We start from the raw sequence: 24,054 nt of genomic DNA, 5'->3' as shown, positions 1-24,054 counted from the left end.
TCCGCGGCCTAGAGCGCCCGCCGATCCAGGGCTTCGGCCAGGCGGTTGGCGGCGGCCGCCAGTTCGGCCTGGGGATCGGGCCCGGCATCGGCGGCCTTGATCTCCTCCTGGCGTTTCATCGCCTCGATGGCCCGCACGATCAGGAACACCACGAAGGCGATCACCAGGAAGTTGATCAGGGCCACGATCACCGTGCCGGCGGGCCAGGCACTGATCGAATCCACCTGCGCCGCCTTCAGGGCCGGCTCCAGCAGGTTGGTCATCACCAGGCTGACGATGGCATCCACCACCTTGCCGAAGGCACCACCGATGACGACGGCCACCGCAAGATCGACCACATTGCCCTTGTTGATGAACGCCTTGAAGTCGCTCAGAAAGGACGTGGCGGCGCGCCGGGCCATGGGATTCTTGCGTGAATGTCGTCCTTCCTACCTCACGGCTGGAGGTCCCCGTCGGCGTCCTGCGGACCATTGGTTCGCTGATGGAAGCCGATCAGGGCGGCGGCGGAGATCGGAGGGGACAGGAGGAAGCCCTGGGCGGCCTGGACCCCCGCCTGCATCAGCACCTGGAGTTGCTGGTCCGTCTCGACCCCTTCGGCGATGACCATCAGCCGGGACGAGCGGATCAGGGCGGTGAGTCCGTCCAGCCACTCAGGATTGGGCGTCTCCGGGGTGATCATGGCCAGCATCTCGCGATCCACCTTGATGATGTCGAAGGGGCAACGGCCGAGGATGGCGAGATTGGCGCCCCGCAGCAGGCTGACGTCATCGAGCGCCATCTTGATGCCGAGTTGCTGGGCCTGGAACATGCCCGCCAGGCCCAAGGCATCGGGAAGCCCCCGCTCGGTGACCTCCAGAATCAGCTGGGGAATCATGTCGGCCAGGCCGGATTTCATCGCGGCGTAATAGACCCCGCCCCGTCCGGTGATCTCCGGTGGAACGTTGAGACTGAGATGCACGTCGGCATGGCGCCGTAACCAGTCCTTGAGTTCCGCCGCCGCAGTCTCGATCACCCAGTAGGTGAGCACACCCGCGGCGGGGGTGGACTCCAGGGACGGGATGAACTCTCCGGGCATCACCAGAGAGCCATCGGCCCGCCGCCAGCGGATCAGGGCTTCGGCTCCGATGCAGCGGAGATCCGGGAGGGACAGGATCGGCAGATACTCGAGAAAAAACTCACCCTTCGCCAGGCCCTCCGCGATCTCCTCGGGTCGGATCATGAGAATCTCCGTCCCATGGGAAAGGTGATGGTTCGAAAGAGATTGAACCCTAATCCAGACATCAGGGCGCTCCGATGGGTTCCAGGCGCAGCAGCTGGCCATCGCCGGCCCCGTCGGTGAGCACATAAAGGAATCCATCCGGTCCCTGGCGCACGTCCCGCACCCGGGCGCCGATCGGAATCTCCTGCTGGGGTGTCACCGATCCCTCCGGATCCAGGCGCAGCCGATGCACCTGCCGCGACACCAGTCCGCCGGCGAAGAGATCACCGCGCCAGCCCGGATAGCGATCGCCGTCGTAGACCGCCAGGCCGGAGGGGGCGATGGCGGGCGTCCAGACGAGAATCGGATCCCGCAGGCCCGGGGCGCTGGTGGCCGGTGCGATCGGCGGGCCGAAGTACTCGCGGCTGTGGGTCACCCGCGGCCAGCCGTAGTTCACGCCGGCCTCGATCCGGTTGAGCTCGTCGCCATCGCGGGCGCCATGTTCGCTCGCCCAGACCCGGCCCGTTCGCTGATCGAGGGCCAGCCCCTGGATGTTGCGGTGCCCGAGGCTCCAGAGTCCCGGCAGGGCACCAGGCTTGGCGGCGAAGGGGGTGCCCCTGGCGGCGGTGCCGTCCGCGTTCAGGCGCAGCACCTTGCCCAGGGCGCTGCCCGGGTTCTGGGCCTGGGTGCGGATCGGCTGCCCCTCCAGTTCGATCGGAGGATTGCCCCCGTCCCCGATGGCCAGCAGCAGGGTGCCATCCGGGAGCCAGAGCAGGCGGGAGCCGAAGTGCTGGGCGCCGCTCTTGCGCTGCGGCACCGCGTACAGCACCTGCACATCGCTGAGGGCGCGGCCGTCGAAGCGGGCCCGGGCCAGCCGGGTGTGGTTGGCCTCGGCGCTGCCGGCCGCATAGGTGAGATAGATCCAGCGGTTGGTGGCGAAGTCGGGATGGACGGCCACGTCCAGCAGGCCCCCCTGGCCGGCGGCCAGCACCTCCGGCACGCCGCGGATCGGCTCGGCCTGCAGCACGCCGCCCCGTACCAGGCGCAGCCGGCCCGGCCGCTCCGTGATCAGCAGGTCGCCGCCCGGCAGCCAGGCCACGGCCCAGGGGTGCTCGAGGCCGCCCACCACCGGCACACTGCGCACCGGGGCGGAGACGGCTGCGGGCTGGCAGCTGGCCAGGGCCGGCAGCAGCAGGACCCCGGCCAGACCGTTCAGGAGTGGTGGACGGCGACGGGCCATGGCTGGGGGGACAGCTCCAGAAGCACCAGATCGCGCAGGTCGTGGAGCAGGGAGAGCTCGGCGCCGCTGAGCTGACGCGGGCGGGTGTCGATCAGGCACAGCGTGCCCAGGCAGGTGCCGTCCTCGAGGATTAGGGGCGAGCCGGCGTAGAAGCGGATCCGGGGTTCCCCCAGCACCAGGGGATTCTCGGCGAAGCGCTCGTCGAGCCAGGTGTCCGCCACCAGCAGGTCCGAGCGCTGGAGGATCGCATGGGCGCAGAAGGCCAGATCGCGGGAGGTCTGGCAGGTGGCCAGGCCATGGCAGGACTTGAACCACTGCCGCTCGGCATCGATCAGGCTGATCAGGGCGATCGGCACATCGAAGGCGGCCGCGGCGATCCGGGTCAGCCGGTCGAAGCGCTCCTCCCGCTCCGTGTCCAGCAGGTCCAGCTCCGCCAGCCGCCGCAGGCGCCGCTCCTCGTCCTGCGGCGGCCGGGCCCGCTCCCAGCGGCAGGGGGTGCGCAGGCTCCAGGCCCGCAGCCGGGCCCGCAGGAAGCTCTCGGAGACGGGCAGCACCAGCCACTCGCTGACCAGGGGATCGTCGTAGCGGGCCTGCTCCTCCACGGCCGCCAGCATCACGACCGGGGTCTCGGCCAGCCCCGTCGCCGCGGACTCCCGCAGCCGGCGGACCAGCCCGGGGCCATCGCGGACGGGGAGTGCCTGCTCCAGCAGCAGCAGGGACGCCCCGTCGCGCTCGAGACGCTGCTCCAGATCGGCTTCGCCGCCGGCCACATGGAAGGGCAGACCTTCGAGCCGCAGGGCGGTGGTGAGGGCCGCCTCCAGATCCCTGTCCGTCACCCAGACCAGGGCCGGGGGGCCGCCGGGATCGCCACTGAGGGCCCCGGGTCCGGGCGCCTCCCCCGTTTCGGCCCCAGCTTCGGCCGGCTGAGCGCCGGCTGCGGTCTCCGGGGTGCGGGGGGTGGTGCGCAGCACCAGGCCCTCCGAGGCCGCCAGCACCTCGAGGGGCGCGCCCCGCTCGGCCAGATCGGCGCGCACACCGGCCAGGATCAGGTCGATGGTCGCGTCGTTGCGCAGCGGGTCGTGGTGGGTGAGCACCAGCCGGGCCACCCCGGCCTCCTCGCAGATGCGCACGGCGTACTCCACCGAGCTGTGGCCCCAGCCGAGCTTGGCCGGGAACTCCAGGGCCGTGTACTGGGCGTCGTGGATCACCAGGTCGGCCCCCTCGATGAACTCGGCGTAATGCAGGTCCTGGCCGGAGAGGGGACCGATGCCGCTGGCCAGTTCGGGCGCGTGGGGTTCGTGGTCGCAGCAGTAGATGACCGTGGCCCCGTCCGCCTGGAGCCGGTAGGCCAGGGTGAGGGCGGGATGGTTGAGCAGGTGGGTCGTGATCGTCACGTCCCCGATCCGGAAGGTGCCCTCGTGCAGGTCGTGGTAGCGGATCGTGGCGGCGAACTGCTCGAGGGTGACGGGGAAGTAGGCGTGCTGCATCTGGCCGGAGAGCACGCTGCGCAGGCTTCCCGAGAGGCCGCTGGGTCCGAAGACGTCCCAGCTGTGGCCAGGGGCGAAGAAGGGGGCGAAGAAGGGGAAGCCCTGGATGTGGTCCCAGTGGGTGTGGCTGATCAGCAGCGAGCCTTCGATGCCGTCGGGCCGCTCCTGCATCAGGGCCTGCCCCAGGCCGTGGGCGCCGGTGCCGCAGTCGATCACCAGCAGGGTGCCGGCATCGGAGCGGACCTCGACGCAGGAGGTGTTGCCGCCGAAGCGGAAGGTGTCCGGGCCGGGCTTGGCGATCGAACCGCGGGTTCCCCAGAACCGAACCAACATGCCCCGACCCTGGCGCGGCCCCAAGCCTAGGGAGCTTCTGTCCCCTGGGCCGCATGCCGAGTCGCGCCACCAAGGCCGAAGGCCTGGTGCACCGCCTGCAGGGCGCGCACCCCATCGGCCTCCGCCACCACGCAGCTGGTGCGGATCTCGCTGGTGGCGATCAGGGAGATGTTGATGCCCGCATCGGCCAGGGAACGGAACATCCGCGCCGCCGTGCCGGCGGTGCAGGCCATCCCGGCTCCCACGGCGCTGACCCTGGCGATGGCCGGGCCTTCTTCGAAGCAGGCGCCGTCCCACTGGCGCAGGATCGGGGCCAGGGCCCGCTCGGCCCCCGGCCGGTCGTCGCGCCGCAGGGTGAAGCTCATGTCCCGCCGCCGGTCCTCCGGCCCGCCGTGGGTGCGCTCCGACTGCACGATGGCGTCGAGGCTGATGCCCGCATCGGCCAGGGCCCGGCAGATGGCCGCGGCCGCCCCCGGCCGGTCGGGCACCCGCCCCACCGACACCTGCACCTGGTCGCGGTCGAGGGCCACGCCCCGCACCGCCGGATCCCCCAGGTGGCAGGGGGGCGGATCGTGGCGGAGCTGCTGGTCGGCGAGCTCGAAGGCCTCGCCGGCGGCCCGCAGGGCCCGGGCGCCCAGCTGGCCATCCACCACGCAGCTCACCTTCACCTCGCTGGTGGCGATCAGGCGCAGGTTGATGCCGAGGCGGGCCATGGTGTCGAACAGGCGGGCCGCCACGCCCGGGCGGCCCAGGATGCCGGCCCCGGCGATGCTGAGCTTGGCCATGCCCGCCTCGGCCGAAAGCTGGGCCCCATCGGCCCCCATGGCCGCCAGCACCTCCTGGCACACCTGGCGGGCGCGCTCCATCTCCGACGCCGCCAGGGTGAAGGCGATGTCGTTGCTGGCGCCCTCGTGGATCGCCTGGACGATCAGGTCCACGTTCAGACCGGCGCCGCCGAGGGCCTCGAACAGGGTGGCGGCCACCCCCGGCCGGTCGGGCACGTGGGAGAGGGCCAGCACGGCCTGGTCGGCCTCGAGCTCCGCCCCGTCCACGGGCCGGCCCAGCTCCAGCCCCTCACTGCCGATCGGGCGGGCCGGACCGCTGGTCAGCCGGGTGCCGGGGGCCTGGCTCCAGCTGGAGCGCACCGTCAGGGGCACCCCGTAGTTGCGGGCGATCTCCACGGCCCTGGGGTGGAGCACCGCAGCACCAAGGCTCGCCAGTTCCAGCATCTCGTCGCAGCTGACGCTCTCCATCAGCTGGGCGTCACTCACCTTGCGGGGGTCGGTCGTCAGCACCCCGGGCACGTCGGTGTAGATCTCGCAGCCGTCGGCGCCCAGGGCGGCCGCCAGCGCCACCGCGGAGGTGTCGGAGCCGCCGCGGCCCAGGGTGGTGATCTCCGGGGTGCCGGCGTGGCCGCTGCTGGTGCCCTGGAAGCCGGCCACCACCACCACATGGCCGTCCTCCAGCAGGCGGCGCAGCCGTTCGGTGCGCACCTCCAGGATCCGGGCCCGGCCATGGGCCGATTCGGTGATGATCCCGGCCTGGGTGCCGGTCATCGAGACGGCGGGCACGCCTTCGGCATGGAGGGCCATCGACAGCAGGGCGATCGACACCTGCTCGCCCGTGGCCAGCAGCATGTCCATCTCCCGGCGGGGGGGATCGCTGCAGAGGCTGGCGGCCATGCCGGTCAGCTGGTCGGTGGTGTGACCCATGGCCGACACGACCACCACCAGCTCGTGGCCCTCCTCGCGGCTGGCGGCGATGCGGCGGGCGACCGCCCGGATCCGCTCGGTGTCCGCCACCGAGGTCCCTCCGAACTTCTGAATCAACAGGGCCATTCCCGCGTTGCCGGCGCATCCGGCCCGATTATCGACGCGGGGCGCTCCCGGGCTGGGCCAGGGCGGCCAGCAGGAAACCATCCCGGAAGGCGTCGCCGGGGTCGGCGCCGCGCTTGAGGGCGGCCTCCACGTCGAGCAGGCGGCGCAGCAGGGCCAGGAGCTGGTCGGGGCTGCGGCCGCGGATCTGCTTGCGCATCACGTAGATCCGTTTGGGATTGCCGATCCCTGCGGCCTTGGCGATCACGGCCACGTCCTGCTCGCCGCTGCGCTCCAGCAGGCACACCCACAGCCAGCCCCGGATCTGACTGGCCAGGGCCGCCACGATGCGCAGGGCGGGCTCGCCCACCTCCAGCAGGGCCTCCACCAGGGCGATCGCCTCGGCCGGGTGCTGGGCCAGCAGGGCGTCGCCCACGGCCAGGCTGCTGGTGACCTGGCCGCCGATCAGGGCGGCCACCGCCTCGGCGGTGATCGGCCCACCACGGCCGCTGCCACCGCCGCCGGCGTGGAGCGCCAGCTTCTCCAGCTCGCTGGCGAGCCGCATCCCGTCGCTGCCGATCGCCTCGGCCAGGGCCTCGGCCGCCGCCGGCGCCAGGGTCAGGCCCCGGGCCCGGGCGGCGCTCTCCACCCGTTCGATCTGACCCGCCCCGTCCCAGACCGGCGGCAGGGTGAAGGACTGCTCCTCGGCCAGGGTCCGCAGGCGCTTGGTGGTGCGCAGCCGGGCGTCGGGCTTGCCGTCGCTGACCAGGAACAGGTGGCAGTCGTCCGGGATCAGCGCGACCGAGGCCTCCAGCTGGGCCGCCAGCTCCGCCGGGCAGGCCTGGCAGAAGGGACTGCGCTGCAGCACCACCACCCGGGCCCCGGCACCGAAGGGGGAGGTGCGGGCCTCCTCGAGGGCCCGGGCCGCCTGGACGGCATCGGCCCCATCCAGCCGGCTGAGGTTGATCGAAGCCCAGGCGGGATCCACCAGGGCCTCGATCCGGTCCGCCAGGGCCCGTTGGCGGGCGGCCTCGTCGTCGCCCCAGTAAAGGTGGATCGGCATCAGGGCAGGGGCGGCCCCGCCGGCAGGGGCAGGGAGGCGAGCAGGCGGGGGTCCCGGCTGATCATCGCCGTGGCCCCGCCATGCAGGGCCGAGGCCAGCTCCAGGGCGCCATCGGGCCCCAGGGCCGGCCCGGTGCCGGGCCGCTGCAGGCGTGCCGCCGCCAGGGCGACCTGGGGCGTGAGGCTCACCAGGGTCCAGGCCGCAGGATCGCTGAACACGGCTTCGTAGCGGGCCGCCAGGGTCTCGTCCCCCCGGAGCAGCGGCCCCGCCACCAGCGTCCTCAGGGTGGCCATGCTCAGGACCCCGCGCCAGTGACCGGCGGCGATCGCGGCGATCAGGGGCTCGTGCCGGCGGCCGCTGGCGTCCCCGCGCAGCCAGGGAATCAGCACCGTGGCGTCGATGGCCACGGCCGAACCGAGGGTCAGGTGGGCGGCGCTGTCCAGGGGCTGGACCGGCCAAGGTTGGCTCGGCGGGAGCGGGTCCGGCCAGCAGTCGCGGCCGCTGCCCTTGAGGGCGATCAGGACCTGCCGCTGGGGACGGTGGCGACGCCAGAGCGGCACCAGGGCCGCCACCGGGGGCCGTGGCGCGAGATCAGGGTCTCCTCGCCCCCGTGGGCACGATCAAGCAGCTCGGGGAAACGCTTCCTGGCCTCCAGGACGCCGAGGGTGTCCATGGTGTTGGCGGCCGAATTCGAGTTCTGTACACAATGTACAGGTTTTGATTTGGCTCGGCAGAGGCCCCCGCCCACCGGGAGTACGGCCAGGGCGCATCTCGTAGCCTCGCCGCTTACCGTCCCGGTGCCCCCATGCCGCGCCAGGCGAGCAAAAGCTTCGAGGCCTCCCTCGACCATCCGATCTTCCGGGAGAGTGTGCGCCGCATCCGCGCCTGGCTGGGGCCCACCGGCCTGGAGGGGGTGGAGCAGGAGGTGCTCGAGCGCCTGGTCCACAGCAGCGGCGACCTGGCCCTGGCGCCGGATCTGCGTATTGGGCCGGGGGCCTGCGCCGCCGGCCTCAACGCCCTGGCGGCCGGCGCGCCGATCCTCACCGACACGGCGATGGCCGCGGCGGCCGTGGCGCCCATGGCCCGGCGCACCTTCGCCAATCCGGTCCTTTCGGTGCTGGCCTGGGCCCCCGCCGTCGCCCCCGCCGGCGGCACCCGGGCGGCGGCGGGCATGGAGCGGGCCCTGCTGGAGCACCCGGGCGCGGTGGTGCTGGTGGGCAGCGCCCCCACGGCCCTGGAGCGGCTGCTGGAGCTGGTGGAGGCCGGAACCATCGCCGCCCCGGCCCTGGTGATCGGCATGCCGGTGGGGTTCGTGGGGGTGGCCGAGAGCAAGCGCCATCTCGCCGCCAGTGCCCTCCCCCAGATCCGCCTGGAGGGCAGCAAGGGCGGCGCCGGACTGGTGGGCGCCGCCGCCAATGCCCTGCTGCGGCGGGCCTGGCTGGATCAGGCCGCTCTGGGTCCCCCCTGAAGTCCCACCGCCACATGGCTGTTGGCCTCGATGCGGCCCAGCACCTGGCGGGCCCGCAGCACCACTGAGGCGGGCACGCCCGCCAGCCGGGCCGCCTCGATGCCGTAGCTGCGGCTGGCGCCCCCCCGGCAGACGCGGTGCAGGAACACCAGGTCGTTGCCGGTCTCCTCCACCAGCACCTGGGCGTTGCCGACGTTGGGCAGCAGCTCGGCGAGCTCGTTGAGCTCGTGGTAGTGGGTGGCGAAGATCGTGCGGGCGCCGATGCCCTCGGCCAGGTGTTCCGCCACGGCCCAGGCGATCGAGAGGCCGTCGAAGGTGGCCGTGCCCCGGCCGATCTCGTCGAGCAGCACCAGGGAGCGGGGGCTGGCGTGGTGAAGGATGTTGGCGGTCTCGGCCATCTCCACCATGAAGGTGGACTGGCCGCTGGCCAGGTCGTCCACCGCCCCCACCCGGGTGAAGATGCGGTCGGCGATGCCGAGGCGGGCGGAGCGGGCCGGGATCCAGCTGCCGATCTGGGCCATCAGCTGCAGCAGGCCGCTCTGGCGCAGGTAGCAGCTCTTGCCGCTGGCATTGGGCCCGGTGAGCACGATCAGGTCCGGCGCCGGTGCTCCGTCGGCCTCCGGAGACCCCAGCTGCAGGTCGTTGGCGGTGAAGGACGCATCGACCAGCAGCTGCTCCACCACCGGATGGCGCCCCGCCTCGATCACCAGCTCGCGGCCCTCGCTGAGTTCGGGCCGGCAGTAGCCGCCGGTGGCCGCCACCTCCGCCAGGGAGGCCAGGGCATCGAGTTCCGCCACCCGCCGGGCGGCTGCCCGCACGGGCCCGGCCGCCTCCCCCACCCGGCGGCGCAGGTCGCAGAAGAGGTCGTACTCCCGCTGGCAGGCCCGGGCCCGCAGCTGCAGGATCCGGCCTTCGCGGCCCTTGAGATCCGGGGTGACGAAGCGTTCCTCGTTGGCCAGGGTCTGGCGGCGGATCCAGTGGTCCGGAACGGCGGCGGCCCGGGCGCGGCTCACGGCCAGGAAGTAGCCGAAGGTGCGGTGGTACTGCAGGCGCAGGTTGGGGTTGCCGCTGGCCCGCCGTTCGATCGCCTCCTGCCGGGAGAGCCAGGCCTCTTGGTCGTCGAGCTGGTTGCGCAGGCCGTCGAGCACCGGATCGACCCCGTCATGGAGCAGCCCGCCTTCACTCAGCGACAGGGGCGGGGTGTCGACCAGGTGGTGGCGCACCTCCTCTGCCAGGGCGGCGAGCTCGGGCCAGGGACCCTTGAGGGCCGCCAGGGGGCCGCTGCGGCAGGGGGCCACCAGGGCCGCCAGGCGCGGCAGCCGCTCGAGGCCATCGGCCAGGGACACCAGGTCGCGGGCGGAGGCGCTGCCGGCGCCGGCCCGCCCCGTCAGGCGCTCCAGATCCCCCATGGGCCGCAGCAGCCGGCGCAGCCCCAGCCGCAGGGGCCGCTGCTCCACCAGCTCACTCACCGCCTCCTGCCGCTCCAGGATCGCGGCGCGATCCACCAGGGGGGCCTCGATCCAGCGGCGCAGGCAGCGGCCGCCCATGGCGGTGGCGGTGCGGTCGAGGGCCCAGAGGAGGGAGCCCTGCAGGGCGCCGCCCAGCTGGGTGCGGGTGAGCTCCAGATTGCGGCGGGTCTGGGCGTCGAGCACCAGCTGGTCGCCGGCGTGCCAGAGCCGCGGCATCTCCAGCGGGATGGCCGCGGCGCTTTCCGCCGCCGCCGCCTGGGTGGTGTCCAGGTAGGCCAGCAGGCCCCCGGCGGCCCGCAGCGCCAGGGGCGCCTCCCCCAGCCCCAGGCCATCGAGGCTGGCCAGGCGGAAGCGGCGGCGCAGCAGGGCGGCGGCTTCGGTGGCGTCGAAGGGGGTGCGTGCCAGGGGGGTGAGCCGCAGACCTTCGGGGCACCAGGCGGGCGCCTCCGCCGGGCCGGGCCACACCACCTCGGCGGGCTCCAGCTGCAGCAGCTCCTGGTGCAGGCTGCCGCTGCCCGTGCGCTCGGTCACCCGGAACTCGCCGGTGCTGACGTCGGCGACGGCCAGGCCCCAGCGGCCGGCGTGGCTGCCGTCCCCGTCGAGGACCACGGCGCAGAGCCAGTTGTTGCGGCGGGCCGCCAGCATGCCCTCCTCCAGCACCGTGCCGGGGGTGAGCACCCGGGTGATGCCGCGGCGCAGCAGGGCCCCCTTGGCGGGGGTGGCCTCCAGCTGGTCGCAGAGGGCCACGCTGAGGCCGCGGCGCACCAGGTCGGCGCAGTAGCGCTCGGCGGCGTGGTGGGGGATGCCCGCCATCGGCACCCGGCCCAGGGCCTTGCCGGCGTCCTTGCCGGTGAGGGTGAGCTCGAGCAGACGCGAGAGCAGGATCGCGTCCTCGAAGAAGAACTCGTAGAAGTCGCCGAGGCGGTAGAGCAGCACCCGGTCCGGATGGGCCGTCTTCAGCTCCACGTAGTGCCGCAGCACCGGCGTGAGCGCCTCCGGGTCCACCAGGGAATGGTGGTGCCAGCGGGGCAGGTCGCCATCGGGCTCCTGGGCGCCGCTGGCGTCGCCACCGCCCGGGTCACCGGCCTGCTCGCCGTCGCCCTCGGTGCCGGTGGCCGTGGCCGCTGGCCGCTGCCGTCGGGGGCGGGGCCGGGCGCTGGCGTCGGCCAGCAGGGCCTGGTCGTCCGGGGCGTCCCCATCCGACTCCGACGCTGAAGCCGACTCCGGCGCCAGCACGGTGGGCTCGGGCGTGCCCCCGAACAGGTCCCCCTGCAGGGCCGGATCGTCCGCGAGCGTGAGCTGCTGCTGGACTTCCCTGGCCATGGGTCCGCCGTCAGGAGCGTCCCGATCGTAAGGGGATCGGGTCGGGGGGCTGGCCTGGGTGGCCCTGGTGCTGCTCAACTGGGGCATGAGCTTCTTCGTGGTCTGACCCCTTGACGGTTTTCGAAGGTCGCTTCACCGATGTCGCCGGTCTGCGGATCGGCCTGGTGATCGCCCGCTTCAACGATCTGGTGACCGGCAAGCTGCTCAGCGGCTGCCTCGATTCCCTCTCCCGCCACGGCATCGACGTCAGCCCCGAGAGCACCCAGCTCGACGTGGCCTGGGTGCCGGGCAGCTTCGAGATTCCCCTGGTGGCCCAGCGGCTGGCCGCCAGCGGCCGCTACCAGGTGGTCATCACCCTGGGGGCGGTGATCCGGGGCGACACCCCCCACTTCGACGTGGTGGTGGCCGAGGTGAGCAAGGGGGTGGCCGCCGTGGCCCGCGACACCGGCGTGCCGGTGATCTTCGGGGTGCTCACCACCGACACCCTGCAGCAGGCCCTCGAGCGGGCCGGCATCAAGAGCAACCTGGGCTGGAGCTACGGCCTCCAGGCCCTGGAGATGGGCAGCCTGATGGCCGCACTGCCGCAGCCGACGCCATGAACCGTAAGGGACTGATCCTGGCGGGGGGCAGCGGCACGCGCCTGGCCCCCCTCACCACCGCCGTCAGCAAGCAGCTGGTGCCGGTGTACGACAAGCCGATGATCTACTACCCGCTCAGCACCCTGATGCTGGCGGGCATCCGCGAGGTGCTGGTGATCACCACCCCCACCGACCAGCCGGCCTTCGAGCGGTTGCTGGGGGACGGATCCGGCTGGGGCATGGAGATCCGCTATGCGGTGCAGCCCAGCCCCGATGGGCTGGCCCAGGCGTTCCTGATCGGCGCCGAGTTCCTCGACGGCGCACCGGCGGCCCTGGTGCTCGGGGACAACCTCTTCCACGGCCACGACCTGATCCCCCAGCTGCAGGGGGCCAACGGCGAGCGGCCCGGGGCCACGGTGTTCGCCTATCCGGTGAGCGATCCGGAGCGCTACGGGGTGGTGGAGTTCAGCGGCGACGGCCGGGTGCTGAGCATCGAGGAGAAGCCGCCCCAGCCGCGCAGCCGCTATGCGGTCACGGGCCTGTACTTCTACGACCACACGGTGGTGGAGCGGGCCCGCCAGGTGCGTCCCTCGCCGCGGGGCGAGCTGGAGATCACCGACCTCAACCAGCTCTATCTCGATGAGGGCCTGCTGCGGGTGGAGCTGATGGGCCGCGGCATGGCCTGGCTGGACACCGGCACACCCGACTCCCTGCACGAGGCCGCCAGCTACATCCGCACCCTCGAGAAGCGCCAGGGCCTCAAGGTGGGCTGCCCGGAGGAGGTGGCCTGGCGCCTTGGCTGGATCGACCACAGCCAGCTGGAGCGGCTGGCCCTGCCCCTGAAGAAATCCGGCTACGGCGACTACCTGCTGCGCCTGCTGCAGGAGGCCGCCAGCGACCACCAGGCCCTGGAGCCCCAACGATGAACGTTCAGTTCCTGGCCATCGACGGCCCCCTGCTGCTCACCCCGGCGGTCTACGCCGATGAGCGCGGCTGGTTCAGCGAGAGCTGGAACCGGCGCCGCTTCGCCGAGGCCCTCGGCAAGGAGGACGCCGACGCCCCTGAGTTCGTGCAGGACAACCACTCCCGTTCCGGGCAGGGGGTGCTGCGGGGCCTGCATTTCCAGCGGGCGCCCCACCCCCAGGGCAAGCTCGTGCGCTGCACCGTCGGGGAGGTCTTCGATGTGGCCGTCGACCTGCGCCGGAACTCCCCCACCCTGGGCCAGTGGGTGGGCGAGCGGCTCAGCGCCGAGAACCAGCACCAGCTCTGGGTGCCGGTGGGCTTCGCCCATGGCTTCCTGACCCTGAGCCCGGTGGCCGAGGTGCAGTACAAGACCGCCGGCTACTGGAGCCGGGAGTGCGAGCGCTCCCTGGCCTGGAACGACCCGGCCATCGGCATCGACTGGCCCCTGGGGGAGCTGCCGGCGCCCCACCAGCCCCTGCTGGCCCCCAAGGACGCCGCCGCCCCCGGTCTGGGGGCCCTGGCCGCCGCCGGGGATCTGTTCGCGCCCGACAACGTGTGAAGGATGGCTCCGGCGGCGGGCAGGGCCCCGCGCTGCATGGCAGGATCCCCAACGCTGCCTGATCCGGCCCCGAGCCTTCCTGCCCCATGCAGATCCTCAATACCCTCACCGTTCTGGCCCTGGTGGTGATGTCCTTCGCCCTGATCGTGGCGGTGCCGGTGCTCTACGCGAGCACCGAGGACAGCGGCCGCTCCAACCGCCTGATTCTGATCGGCGGCGCCGCCTGGGTGGCCCTGGTGCTGGTCAACTGGGGCATGAGCCTGCTGGTGGTCTGAGGTCGACAGGGTGACGGCGTGACAGCCTCCCCTGATCACCCAGTCCCGCCATATGAGCGTCACTCGCATTCAGCCCAGGCGCCGCTTTTCATTCTTTGAGTGGAAGGAGATCGTCGAGTATCGCGATCTCCTGTATTACCTCTCGCTTCGTGACATCAAGCTGCGTTACAAGCAGACGAGTCTCGGAGTTGTCTGGGTCATCCTGCAGCCGCTGGTGCCGGCGATCATCTTTGCCGTGCTGTTCGGCAACTTCGCCCGATTGCCCAGCAATGGTCAGCCCTATCTGCTGATGGTGTTCACGGGCCTGATTCCTTGGAGTCTGTTCAGCAACACGATCGGCAGGGCCGGTGGCAGCCTCGTGGGCAATGCGGGACTGCTGTCGAAGATCTATTTTCCCCGTCTGATCATCCCCCTGGCCTCGATGGGGTCGGTGGCTGTGGATGGCCTGGTCAGCCTCGGGGTCCTGGTGGTTCTGCTGGCCCTTTTCGGCATCGGCCTGGGCTGGCATCTGTTGGCCGCCCCTTTCTTTCTGCTGGCTGCGTTCCTGATGGGACTGGGGCTCACCCTGATTGTGGCCTCCTTGAATGTCTACCATCGGGACTTCGGCTATGCCGTGCCATTCGCTCTGCAGGCCTGGAATTATCTGACACCGATTGTCTATTCTTCATCATTAATCCCGGAGAAATGGCTTTTTCTCTATTCCCTGAATCCCACCGTGGGACTGATTGAGGGTTTCCGCTGGTCGGTACTGGGCGGTGTGCCGATCACAGTCACCATGATGGCGAGTATGCTGGCCGGGCTTGTCGCCTCGTTGGTGATTGGCATGGCAGTTTTCCTGCGCATTGAGAGGGGCTTCGCCGATATCGTATGACTTCGACTTCAGATATTGCCGTCACGGTTCGCTCCCTGGGCAAGTCCTACAAGATTGATCATCTGGGCGTGGTGGAGCCCCCAGTCGAGGCCGCCGATGGCGGCTCCTGGCGACGTTGGCCCTGGCAGGGCAAGGGGCAACGCCAGCGGATGAGCAGTGAGACCTTCTGGGCCTTGCGGGATGTGGATTTCGACGTTCCCCGGGGCAAGGTCTTTGGAGTGATCGGGAGGAACGGGGCTGGCAAGAGCACCCTGCTGAAGATCCTGTCCCGGATCACGGAGCCCACCACAGGCATGGCCGAGATTCGCGGCCGGGTGGGCTCCCTGCTGGAAGTGGGTACCGGTTTTCACCCCGAGCTCAGCGGCCGCGAGAACATCTATCTCAATGGCACGCTGCTGGGCATGCGGCGACGGCAAATTGACCGGGTCTTCGATGAGATCGTTGATTTCGCCGAGGTGCATCGCTTCATTGATACCCCGGTAAAGCGCTATTCCAGTGGCATGTATGTGCGTCTGGCCTTTGCCGTCGCCGCCCACCTGGAGCCAGACATCCTGATCATCGATGAAGTGCTGGCCGTGGGTGATCTTCAGTTTCAGAAGAAGTGCCTCGGCAAGATGAAGGATGTCACCGGGCAGGGTCGAACGGTTCTCTTTGTCAGCCACAGCCTCAGCACGGTCAACAGTCTCTGCGATTCGTGCATGTTGCTGGAGAATGGCAGGGTCACCCAGATTGGCCCCACGGAGTCCGTCACTGCCTCCTATTTCGCCAGCAGCGAGGAGACGGCAAGTTCTGTACTGGATCTCACGGCTGATCCACTTGGAGACGCTTGTTGTCGCATGCTTGGAGCCAGGCTGGTGGATCGGACCGGGAACGAACTCAGCTTTGTCTATATCGATCGCGAGTTTGGTCTGGAAATGACGTACGAACTTCTTGAGCCATCGACCGCACCTGTCATTCCCAACATTCACTTCTTTATCGGGGGGCAATGTGCGTTCGTAACGAGTCCTCGCCAGCCGTCGCCTCAAGCCCCTGGAACACACCGGGTGACTGTATGGCTGCCAGAGCGATTTCTCAATGAAGGTACATATTCAGTGAATTTTGCGGCGACAACAGCCATGCCTCTCTGTATCCATTTTCACATTCAGGATAAGTTCTGCTTTCAGGTGATCGAAGACTTGCATGATGAGTCTCGGCATGGCGCTGTCAATCTCGTGCCAGGGGCCGTCAGGCCGCAGCTGAACTGGAGCATGCGTTGATGGCTCCTGTCTGGCATCCGGGCAGATGTCATGGGAGAATGGAGTTCTGACGTGGATCGGATTTCGATGCGTTCGCTGGCTGCCAGGATCAGGAGGAAGTTGGGTCGTATCGCCGCAGCGTCGGCCAGTCGTCCTCCGACCTCCAGGAGACAGGCCATCGAGCGGGTCCAGAAAAGTCCAGGCCGCTTGGTGCCCTGGCTTGATCTCATCGGGATTGTCAAGGCTGACTTTCCCGACAGCCTCCGCGAACAGGTTCTGTCCCATGATCTGACACGTCGTGGCGTGATTCTCTGCTTCCAGGAGGAGCTTCAGAATCGAATGGCTGCTGATCTTCTGCAGGCTTCCAGACGGCTTGATCAGGAGGATGCAGCTTCCGTCTGCGGTGATTTGGCACTTGAGATGATTCGTCTCAAAACCATTGCCCAGTGTCGTGACGCCCATGCAGAAGGCAACTATTACCGGGACGCTGAGCCTTACATCCAGAAGCAGTGGGAGGGGGTAATCTGGCCCATCATCAAGGATCTTGACTTCACTGACGTTCTTGAGCTTGCTCCGGGCCATGGCCGGAATACAGAGCATTTACGTAGGCTGGCTGGATCGATCACGCTCATTGATGTGAATCCCAATTGCATCGAGGCCTGCAGGGAGCGGTTCGGTGAGCAGCGTGACGGCTGCAAATTCCGCTACTTCGTTACCGATGGTGATTCCCTCTCAATGGTCGATTCGAGTTCCCAGTCGCTTGTCTATACCTTTGATTCCATGGTTCATTTCGATTCGTCCGTGGTGCGGGCCTATGTCCATGAGATTGCGCGCGTCCTGCGGCCCGGTGGCAGTGCGTTCCTGCACCACTCCAACTACGGGACGGTGGCTCCTAACAGCGACTGGGCCCACAATCCCGGCAACCGCAGCGACATGACCGCCGAGCGGATGCGAGGGTTTGCAGAGGAGGCCTGTCTGGACGTGGCGTTTCAGCGCCTCAGTGGCATCGCCGATGGCTGGGGTCTGGAGGATCTCGACGCCTTCACCGTGCTGCATCGTCCCGCTCTCGCCTGAGATGGCCGAGACCAGCCACCGCACCACGGCCCTCGAGGGTGTGGTGGAGATCACCCGCCGGCCGCATGGCGATCACCGTGGCCGCTTCCTGAATGTCTTCCGGCGAGAGGACTGGAGCCAGCTCTGGGGAGGGGATCGGCCGATCGAGCAGGTCAATCTCAGCCACAACCCAAGCCCCGGAACGCTTCGAGGCCTGCATCTCCAACGGGGGGCGCCTCCGGAGCTCCGATTGGTCACCTGCGTGGTGGGGCGTGTCTGGGACGTGGCCGTTGACCTGCGGCCGGGCTCCGCCACGCGTGGCCACTGGGTGGCGGTGGACCTCAGCGCCGAAGCCGGGAACTCACTGCTGATCCCTACGGGCTGTGCCCATGGGTTTCAGGTGCTGGAGCCTGACAGCACCTTGCTTTACCTTCACGGAGCTCCTTATCGCCCTTCGGAGGAGACCGGTGTGCGATGGGACGATCCCCAACTCGGCATTGACTGGCCGATGCAGCCCAGGGACTTGAGTGAGCGTGACCGGTCGCTGCCCCTGCTGGAGAGCCTGCCGTGACCCACCACTGCCGACACTGCGGGACTCCACTGGAGCATGAAGTCATTGACCTCGGCCATCAGCCGCCCAGCAATGCCTACCTGTGCGAGGCGAAGCTGAGTCTGCCGGAAGTCACCTTTCCCCTGCGCGTGTATGTGTGCTCGAACTGCTGGCTCGTGCAGCTGCCCATGCATGCACCAGCCGATGAGTTGTTCACCGCGGATTATGCCTACTTCTCCAGCACTTCGATCACCTGGTGTCAGCATGCTGAGCGGTTCGTCAAGGCGGCCGTCGATCGACTTTCGCTCGGTCCAGGCAGTCTGGTTGTGGAGGTGGCCAGCAACGATGGCTATCTGCTCCAGTACGTGAAGGCGCAAGGGATTCCGTGCCTCGGCATCGAGCCAACCCGCGCTACGGCGGAGGCTGCGAGAAGCAAAGGTATCGACACGCTCGAGAGATTCTTTGGAGGAGATTTTGCGGCCGAGCTTGTTTCCCAGGGTTTCAGGGCCGATCTGTTGGTGGCCAACAACGTGCTGGCTCATGTCCCAGATATCAATGACTTCCTGGCGGCAATCTCCCGTGTTCTCAAGCCATCTGGTGTGGCCTCTGTGGAGTTTCCCCACTTGTTGCGATTGCTTGACGGCAACCAGTTCGACACGATCTATCACGAGCACTACAGCTACCTGAGCCTTACGACTCTGCAGCGAATGGCGGAGGATGCCGGGCTGATGGTGCTCGACGCCGAGCAGATCACCACCCACGGCGGAAGCCTGAGGGTATGGCTTGCCCGTAGCGGAGATCCTGCGGCTGCTGCCCAGACGCCGCGGGAACGGCAGGCTGTGGAGGGGGTCCTTGCGGAGGAGTCCACGGCCGGGCTCACGTCCCTGGAGGCTTACGACCGCTGCCAGAAGCGCGCCTTGGAAGCCAAGTTTGCGCTGATGGAGTATCTGCTGGCTGCCCGCCGGTCCGGGAAGCGGGTGCTTGCCTATGGTGCCGCGGCCAAGGGAAATACCCTGCTGAATTTCGCCGGGATCCGCAGCGACCTGCTGGAAGCGGTGGCCGATCTGGCCCCCAGCAAGATTGGAAAATGGCTGCCAGGAAGCCACATTCCCATCATTGATGTTGATGATCTTCTGGAGCGGCAGCCTGATGAGCTCCTTGTGCTTCCATGGAACCTGGCGGGCGAAGTGAAGGCCCAGCTCAGAGGCAGGATCGACGTCCCCGTGAAGGTGGCGATCCCCATCCTCTCGGCCATCTGATTCATGGACGACTTCTCCCCCCCCAGGATTCCCTACACAAGGCCGTCAATCACGGAGCTGGAGGTGGCCTACGCCACGGATGCTGCCCGCAATGGTTGGGGTGAGCATTGCTACGCCTATATCTTCCGTTTTGAGGAGGCTTTTCGTCAGCACCTCGGCGTCGGCCATGCCCTTGCTACGAGCAGCTGTACGGGAGCGCTGCACATGGGCTTGCACGCCCTTGGGATCGGCCCTGGAGACGAAGTCATCATGGCGGACACCAACTGGGTGGCCACGGCCGCGCCCATCGTCCATCTGGGGGCCCAGCCGGTCTTCGTCGACATTCTTGCCGATACCTGGTGCCTTGACCCAGATCAGGTGGAAGCGGGGATTACGGCAAGAACCAAGGCGATTGTGGCGGTTCACCTGTACGGCAACCTCTGCGCCATGGATCGGCTTCTGGAGATCGGTGAGCGCTATGGCATCCCTGTGATCGAAGATGCCGCAGAAGCGATTGGCTCCCAGTGGCATGGCAGGCGGGCAGGAAGCCTGGGCCGTTTCGGTGTTTTTTCCTTTCATGGCACCAAGACACTGACCACCGGGGAAGGTGGCATGTTCGTCACCAACGACAGCCAGCTCTACGAACAGGTGCTCACCTTGTCCAACCATGGCCGTGCCAAAGGTGAAACCAGGCAGTTCTGGCCTGAGCGGGTGGGATTCAAGTACAAGATGAGCAACATCCAGGCTGCCATAGGTTGTGCGCAACTAGAGCGAATTGATGAACTCATCAATGAGAAGCGTCAGACGTTCTCCCGCTACCACAAGCTCTTTTCATCTCTCCCTGTCAAGATGAACCCGGAGCCGTCCCACGTGGTCAATGGTTACTGGATGCCGACCATGGTGGTGGATCCTTCGGTGGCCTTTGACCGGGATCAACTGCTGAAGCAGTTTCAGGAGCATGGAATTGATGGTCGTGTCTTTTTCTGGCCTCTAAGTTCCACGTCTGTTCCTGGGCGAAAGGCCTCTTCTCAGCCTTTTCTTTCCGAGACAATCCATATGAGAAGTATTAATCTGCCTAGTTACTCTGGTTTTTCCCAGCAGGACGCAGAGCGTATTCATCAACTCGTGCAACAGCACCTGACGGGATAGGGGTATCCGCCACTCGCCTGTTCTGCATTTTTGTTCTCCTTATCATCGATCCTGACCCCATGACGACTGATGACCGACAGCAGTTTGAGCAGTCCAGAGAGCAAAACTGCCTGGCTTTAGGACAGGATCATGAGGCGTTCTCCCATTCGCTTGCGCTGATCACCGAACTTGATCGTTACGACTACTCCTATCTCTGGACGTGGATGGGTGTCCCGATCATCCAGATGCCAGCCGATGTCCTCGCCACACAGGAAGTGATCTGGAACAGCAAGCCCGACATCATTATCGAGACCGGAGTCGCCAGGGGTGGATCGGTCCTGTTCATGGCCTCGATCCTGGAAATTCTTGGGAATGGCAGGGTCATCGGAGTGGATATCGACATTCGACCGCACAATCGCGAGGCGATTCAGAGCCATCCACTGGCCCACAGGGTGGATCTGATTGAGGGTGGATCGGTTGACATCCCAACCCTTGAGCAGGTGCGTCGTCTGATCCCTGAAGGGGCACGAGTGATGGTGGTGCTTGACAGCGATCACAGCCGCCAGCATGTTCTTGAGGAGTGCCGCGCCTATGGACCGTTGGTGACCAAGGGATGCTATCTGGTGGTTGCCGACACCTTGGTGGGCCATGTGGAGGAGGACCAGGCGCCGAAGAAGCGCTCCAAGATCTGGTACAAGGGAGACGAACCTCTGTCGGCCTTGCGGGACTACCTGCAGGAGCAGGATCGCTTCGAGCCGGATCCGGTCCTGAATGGAAAGCTCGTCCTTTCCTCATCCCCCGGTGGCTACCTGCGCTGCCGATCATGACCCTTCAATTGCGTCGGTATATCCCCCACGCCGATGAAGAGGTCCTCAGGGAGCTGCGCACGGACATCCCCTTGCAGCATCGACTTCTGGCCCATCCTGACCCTGAGGCGACGGTCGATGTCCAGGCCTGGGTCAGCCGAAGAGAAACCATGGGCTGGTTTCGGGTGATCGAGCTGGATGGCCGTAGCACCGCGGGCTTTGTGCAATTGACGGACCGCCATGGTCTGGATCGGTACGCCTGGGTGGGCATTGCCCTGCATCCCCGTTGGCAAGGATCCGGTTGGGGCCGCCGCGCCATGGTGGCCTTGGCGGAAGAGGCGAGAGTCCATCTTGGTCTTCGCAAGCTGATGCTGCAGGTGAGGTCGGATAATCAGATCGCCTTACACCTTTACGCCTCGATTGGGTATCGGATGGTTGGCCATCTCAAGCAGCATTATTTTGATGGGAACCACTACCATGATGTCACGATGATGGAGACACTTCTGGAGACCGTATGACTACGGTTGTCATCAGTCAGCCCATGTACTACCCCTGGGTCGGCTTCATGGCCCAGATGGCTTTTGCGGATGTTCTGATCTGGCTGGATGATGCTCAGTTCTCCAAGGGCTCGTTTACGAATCGAGTGCAGGTCAGACATGGTCAGACGACCAAGTGGATGACCATCCCTTTGGTGCGCGGCGCATCGTTTCCACGGATCATGGATCTGGGGCTGCCGGGGGAGGAGTTGTTTCTGGCCCATCGCGCCCTGCTGTCACAGAGCTTGAGGGTCCGACCCTATCGGCAGCAGGCCCTCAAGCTCTTCGATGAGACGATGGTCCCCGGGTCCGTGGTTGGTCGGCTGATTGCCAGCGCTGAGATTCCCGGCGAGCGCTGGGGAATTTTGCCAGCCAGGAGGATGAGATCCTCAGCCATGGGTGTGGAGGGCACCTCCTGGAACCGTGTGCTCAGCTTGGTGCAGGCGGTTGGAGGAACGCGTTACGTAACGGGTCATGGAGCCGCTGCTTACCTTTGCCATGAGGCTTTTGAGGCTGCGTCCATTGGGGTGGAGTATATGGTTTATGATCCAGTTCCGTGGGATCAAGGTGATGCCTTCTTTACACCTTACGTTGCCAATCTCGACCTCTACTCTTCGGTTGATCCCTCGGTTGCCTTGCAGCATCTTCGCCCAGCCACTGTCGGTTGGAGAGAGCATCTAAGGAGATTGGAATGTCGTTAGTCACCGACCTGGAGAGAGATGCTTTTCGGGATAGCGGAATTCTGCTCCTCAAGGGCTTCTACGATCAATCAACCCAAGTCGCCCCGATTCTTGAAGGAATCAGAGTCATCATAGAACTCTTATGTATCAAGTACCAGGTTGAAGCCCCCACCCAGACTGCTGATCTCGCCATGACCGAGGGGTTCATGGCCCTGATCCGGCGTGATCGTGCCTACGGCGGAGAAGTGTATGACGCGGTCAAGCAGATCCCGGAGTTCATGCAGCTTGTCAGCGACATGCGGAATTCATGCTTGTTTCGTGAACTTCGCTCAGGATCCATACCCGGACTGGCTGCTGGCGGCTATGGCATTCGCATCGATTGTCCAGGTGAGTCCACATTCCGTGCTCCTTGGCATCAGGAGTTTCCTGCCCAGTTGCGCAGTCTTGATGGCATTGTCTATTGGACACCCCTTGTCTCGATCCGACCATCGCTGGGCCCGGTAGAGGTCTGTATCGGATCCCATCGTGAAGGCATCGTTCCTGTCCATACAGCGTCGGACTCTGCTCAGCAGGGGGCCTACGCCCTTCGCCTTGTCGGTGAGGAGGATCGGCTGGCAAAGTACCAGCGTCAATCTCCGCTTACGGAACCCGGAGATCTGCTGCTGATGGACTTTCTCACACTGCATCAGTCCGGCGAGAATGTCGATGCCTATCCTCGATGGTCGATCCAATTCCGTTACTTCAACTTTGCGAATCCATTAGGAGTGAAGATCAGCTGGAAGGGCTCGTTTGCGGGTGGCCAAGACTTCCGTGCTATTCTTGATCAAGCAGAAGTCGCGATCTGAAAGCAATATGATGACCCAGTGTCGTATTTGTGGCGCAACTCTCTCGCCCCCTGACTACTCTGCCGCTGCGCCAGCGATTACTTCGATCTCCACCCATCTCGCGATTCCCACCCAGACCTATATCTGTCGAATCTGTGGTCATGGACAATCTCCAGACTTGCCAAAGATTCAAGAGTTCTATGACACGCAGTATCGTATTTCGTTGCAATCGGATCAACACGACCAACTCTATGAGGTCCGTGACGGCCAGCCTGTTTTTCGAACACATCGCCAAGCCGAGATGCTGGCGGCCATTGGTCTGCCCCTGAACGCACGGGTACTCGACTTTGGTGCCGCAAAGGGAACAACTCTGCGGACCTTCCTGGAGTCAAGGCCTGATCTGCGTCCATCCATCTTTGATGTCAGTCATGATTATGTTGGCTTCTGGCAGGGCTGGGTCCCCGCTTCCGAACAGGCGATCCATTGTCTTCCTACTGACTGGCAAGCTCGCTTTGACCTCGTCACGGCCCATTTTGTTCTTGAGCATGTTGTCGATCCCATCGAAACACTGAAGCGTCTTGCCGAATTGCTGGCTCCTGGCGGCAAGGTGTTTTTCACAGTTCCAGATCCTCTGAGTAACACCGGCGACTTTCTGGTGGTGGATCATGTCAACCATTTCACGGCCTCGAGTCTGATCAAGACATGCGAGCTTGCCGGTCTTGTCGCGCACACGCTCTCCAGTGATCTGTTCCGTGGTGCCTACGTTGTGATTGCGGAGCGGGCGGCGGTTTCTGACTCGTCCAGTGGTGGCATCAAGACTGATGTAGGCTCAGTCATCATTCAAGCCCTTGATGCACTGGCTTTCTGGTCCAAGGCCTTGGGTTCTCTTGACGCTGATCAGGAAGTTGCGGGGCATGTACCGACAGCGATTTACGGCGCTGGCTTTTACGGCGCATTGATCACCTCTCGGCTTCATCAGAGGCCTCTCTGCTTTCTGGATCGAAATAGGTATCTCCAAGGCCAGGACTATCTCGGCGTTCCGGTCCTTGCACCTGAGGACTGTCCTGATTCAATTCGTAGGATTTATCCTGGGCTGAATCCGCTTCATGCTAGAGATATCCTCGTGGATGCCGATATCTGGATGCCTCTAGGCGCAACCATCTGCTATTTGGCAGAAGCAGAACTCAGTCCTACGTCCTCCCATGATCAAGGCGTGTAATCGCTAACACAGCATCGACGGCTAATGCATTCTTAGACATTTCGACCAACCGAGATCCTGAGGGTTTGCACTCGCTGCAATTGGGATCTTTCTCCATCATGTGTATTAGTGCGTGGGCTGGATTCCAGCTCAAATCCCGTATGC

24 protein-coding genes are annotated in these 24,054 nt (G+C 66.3%); 16 read left to right on the top strand and 8 right to left on the bottom strand.

The window, feature by feature from the left end; translation table 11 throughout:
• Positions 1 to 8: 8 nt before the first annotated feature.
• The 7 genes from mscL to H6G99_RS13200 all read right to left on the bottom strand — a co-directional run bounded on the left by mscL (position 9) and on the right by H6G99_RS13200 (position 7,707).
• Positions 9 to 401 carry a large conductance mechanosensitive channel protein MscL gene (mscL, locus tag H6G99_RS13230; RefSeq protein ID WP_094584232.1) on the bottom strand — a complete coding sequence of 131 codons (393 nt, stop codon included), beginning with the start codon at positions 399 to 401 and terminating at the stop codon, positions 9 to 11.
• 32 nt (positions 402 to 433) lie between these two features.
• Positions 434 to 1,219, bottom strand: a complete 786-nt coding sequence (locus tag H6G99_RS13225; protein ID WP_158219479.1) for an EAL domain-containing protein — start codon at positions 1,217 to 1,219, stop codon at positions 434 to 436.
• Between the two features lie 61 nt (positions 1,220 to 1,280).
• Complete coding sequence (locus H6G99_RS13220; RefSeq protein WP_190611965.1) at positions 1,281 to 2,438, bottom strand: PQQ-dependent sugar dehydrogenase; 1,158 nt, start codon at positions 2,436 to 2,438, stop codon at positions 1,281 to 1,283.
• Positions 2,411 to 4,258, bottom strand: a complete 1,848-nt coding sequence (locus H6G99_RS13215) for an MBL fold metallo-hydrolase (protein WP_190611963.1) — start codon at positions 4,256 to 4,258, stop codon at positions 2,411 to 2,413. The genes H6G99_RS13220 and H6G99_RS13215 overlap by 28 nt, the downstream gene beginning before the upstream one ends.
• 26 nt (positions 4,259 to 4,284) lie before the next feature.
• Positions 4,285 to 6,096 carry an aspartate kinase gene (locus tag H6G99_RS13210; protein ID WP_190611959.1) on the bottom strand — a complete coding sequence of 604 codons (1,812 nt, stop codon included), beginning with the start codon at positions 6,094 to 6,096 and terminating at the stop codon, positions 4,285 to 4,287.
• A 28-nt stretch (positions 6,097 to 6,124) separates the two neighbouring features.
• Positions 6,125 to 7,135: a DNA polymerase III subunit delta gene (gene holA, locus H6G99_RS13205; protein WP_190611958.1), complete on the bottom strand. Its 1,011-nt coding sequence runs from the start codon at positions 7,133 to 7,135 to the stop codon at positions 6,125 to 6,127.
• Positions 7,135 to 7,707 carry a type II toxin-antitoxin system VapC family toxin gene (locus H6G99_RS13200; protein WP_190611956.1) on the bottom strand — a complete coding sequence of 191 codons (573 nt, stop codon included), beginning with the start codon at positions 7,705 to 7,707 and terminating at the stop codon, positions 7,135 to 7,137. The genes holA and H6G99_RS13200 overlap by 1 nt, the downstream gene beginning before the upstream one ends.
• Before the next feature lie 233 nt (positions 7,708 to 7,940).
• On the opposite strand from H6G99_RS13200, the gene H6G99_RS13195 reads away from it, so the two are divergent.
• Entirely contained in the window at positions 7,941 to 8,603 is a 663-nt protein-coding gene (locus H6G99_RS13195; RefSeq protein ID WP_190611954.1) for a precorrin-8X methylmutase, read from the top strand.
• On the opposite strand, the gene mutS is transcribed toward H6G99_RS13195, so the two are convergent.
• Entirely contained in the window at positions 8,579 to 11,395 is a 2,817-nt protein-coding gene (mutS, locus tag H6G99_RS13190) for a DNA mismatch repair protein MutS (RefSeq protein ID WP_190611953.1), read from the bottom strand. The genes H6G99_RS13195 and mutS overlap by 25 nt on opposite strands.
• Before the next feature lie 110 nt (positions 11,396 to 11,505).
• On the opposite strand from mutS, the gene ribH reads away from it, so the two are divergent.
• From ribH to H6G99_RS13115, 15 genes are all read left to right on the top strand, one after another.
• On the top strand, positions 11,506 to 11,994 hold the full coding sequence (ribH, locus tag H6G99_RS13185; RefSeq protein ID WP_094584241.1) for a 6,7-dimethyl-8-ribityllumazine synthase: 489 nt from the start codon (positions 11,506 to 11,508) through the stop codon (positions 11,992 to 11,994).
• Complete coding sequence (rfbA, locus tag H6G99_RS13180) at positions 11,991 to 12,899, top strand: glucose-1-phosphate thymidylyltransferase RfbA (RefSeq protein WP_190611951.1); 909 nt, start codon at positions 11,991 to 11,993, stop codon at positions 12,897 to 12,899. The genes ribH and rfbA overlap by 4 nt, the downstream gene beginning before the upstream one ends.
• Positions 12,896 to 13,495, top strand: coding sequence for a dTDP-4-dehydrorhamnose 3,5-epimerase (gene rfbC / locus H6G99_RS13175; protein ID WP_190611950.1), 600 nt, complete (start codon positions 12,896 to 12,898; stop codon positions 13,493 to 13,495). Before rfbA ends, rfbC begins: the two co-directional genes overlap by 4 nt.
• An 86-nt stretch (positions 13,496 to 13,581) precedes the next feature.
• Complete coding sequence (gene psbZ, locus H6G99_RS13170) at positions 13,582 to 13,770, top strand: photosystem II reaction center protein PsbZ (protein WP_094584244.1); 189 nt, start codon at positions 13,582 to 13,584, stop codon at positions 13,768 to 13,770.
• A 52-nt stretch (positions 13,771 to 13,822) separates the two neighbouring features.
• Positions 13,823 to 14,641: an ABC transporter permease gene (locus H6G99_RS13165; RefSeq protein WP_190611949.1), complete on the top strand. Its 819-nt coding sequence runs from the start codon at positions 13,823 to 13,825 to the stop codon at positions 14,639 to 14,641.
• Positions 14,638 to 15,897 carry an ABC transporter ATP-binding protein gene (locus H6G99_RS13160; RefSeq protein ID WP_190611947.1) on the top strand — a complete coding sequence of 420 codons (1,260 nt, stop codon included), beginning with the start codon at positions 14,638 to 14,640 and terminating at the stop codon, positions 15,895 to 15,897. The genes H6G99_RS13165 and H6G99_RS13160 overlap by 4 nt, the downstream gene beginning before the upstream one ends.
• A gap of 66 nt (positions 15,898 to 15,963) precedes the next feature.
• A complete protein-coding gene (locus H6G99_RS13155) occupies positions 15,964 to 16,950 on the top strand; it encodes a class I SAM-dependent methyltransferase (RefSeq protein ID WP_190611946.1) in 987 nt (328 codons plus the stop codon).
• Position 16,951: 1 nt separating this feature from the next.
• Positions 16,952 to 17,500: a dTDP-4-dehydrorhamnose 3,5-epimerase family protein gene (locus H6G99_RS13150; protein ID WP_190611944.1), complete on the top strand. Its 549-nt coding sequence runs from the start codon at positions 16,952 to 16,954 to the stop codon at positions 17,498 to 17,500.
• Positions 17,497 to 18,738, top strand: a complete 1,242-nt coding sequence (locus H6G99_RS13145; RefSeq protein ID WP_190611943.1) for a methyltransferase domain-containing protein — start codon at positions 17,497 to 17,499, stop codon at positions 18,736 to 18,738. The genes H6G99_RS13150 and H6G99_RS13145 overlap by 4 nt, the downstream gene beginning before the upstream one ends.
• A gap of 3 nt (positions 18,739 to 18,741) precedes the next feature.
• Positions 18,742 to 19,866: a DegT/DnrJ/EryC1/StrS family aminotransferase gene (locus H6G99_RS13140; protein ID WP_190611942.1), complete on the top strand. Its 1,125-nt coding sequence runs from the start codon at positions 18,742 to 18,744 to the stop codon at positions 19,864 to 19,866.
• 59 nt (positions 19,867 to 19,925) lie between these two features.
• Complete coding sequence (locus tag H6G99_RS13135) at positions 19,926 to 20,672, top strand: cephalosporin hydroxylase family protein (protein WP_106222057.1); 747 nt, start codon at positions 19,926 to 19,928, stop codon at positions 20,670 to 20,672.
• The gene (locus tag H6G99_RS13130; RefSeq protein ID WP_190611940.1) at positions 20,669 to 21,169 is read left to right on the top strand and encodes a GNAT family N-acetyltransferase; all 501 of its coding nucleotides are present in this window, start codon (positions 20,669 to 20,671) and stop codon (positions 21,167 to 21,169) included. Before H6G99_RS13135 ends, H6G99_RS13130 begins: the two co-directional genes overlap by 4 nt.
• Positions 21,166 to 21,888: a WbqC family protein gene (locus tag H6G99_RS13125; RefSeq protein WP_190611938.1), complete on the top strand. Its 723-nt coding sequence runs from the start codon at positions 21,166 to 21,168 to the stop codon at positions 21,886 to 21,888. The genes H6G99_RS13130 and H6G99_RS13125 overlap by 4 nt, the downstream gene beginning before the upstream one ends.
• Positions 21,879 to 22,712, top strand: coding sequence for a phytanoyl-CoA dioxygenase family protein (locus tag H6G99_RS13120; RefSeq protein ID WP_190611937.1), 834 nt, complete (start codon positions 21,879 to 21,881; stop codon positions 22,710 to 22,712). The genes H6G99_RS13125 and H6G99_RS13120 overlap by 10 nt, the downstream gene beginning before the upstream one ends.
• Positions 22,663 to 23,910, top strand: a complete 1,248-nt coding sequence (locus tag H6G99_RS13115; RefSeq protein ID WP_190611935.1) for a class I SAM-dependent methyltransferase — start codon at positions 22,663 to 22,665, stop codon at positions 23,908 to 23,910. Before H6G99_RS13120 ends, H6G99_RS13115 begins: the two co-directional genes overlap by 50 nt.
• Positions 23,911 to 24,054 lie beyond the last annotated feature (144 nt).

The organism is Synechococcus sp. FACHB-909 (genome assembly GCF_014698945.1).
In the GTDB taxonomy this organism is placed as follows: Bacteria; Cyanobacteriota; Cyanobacteriia; order PCC-6307; family Cyanobiaceae; genus Cyanobium.
The sequence above is the reverse complement of the archived record's forward strand: the minus strand, read 5'-3'. Positions and strand labels throughout refer to the sequence as shown.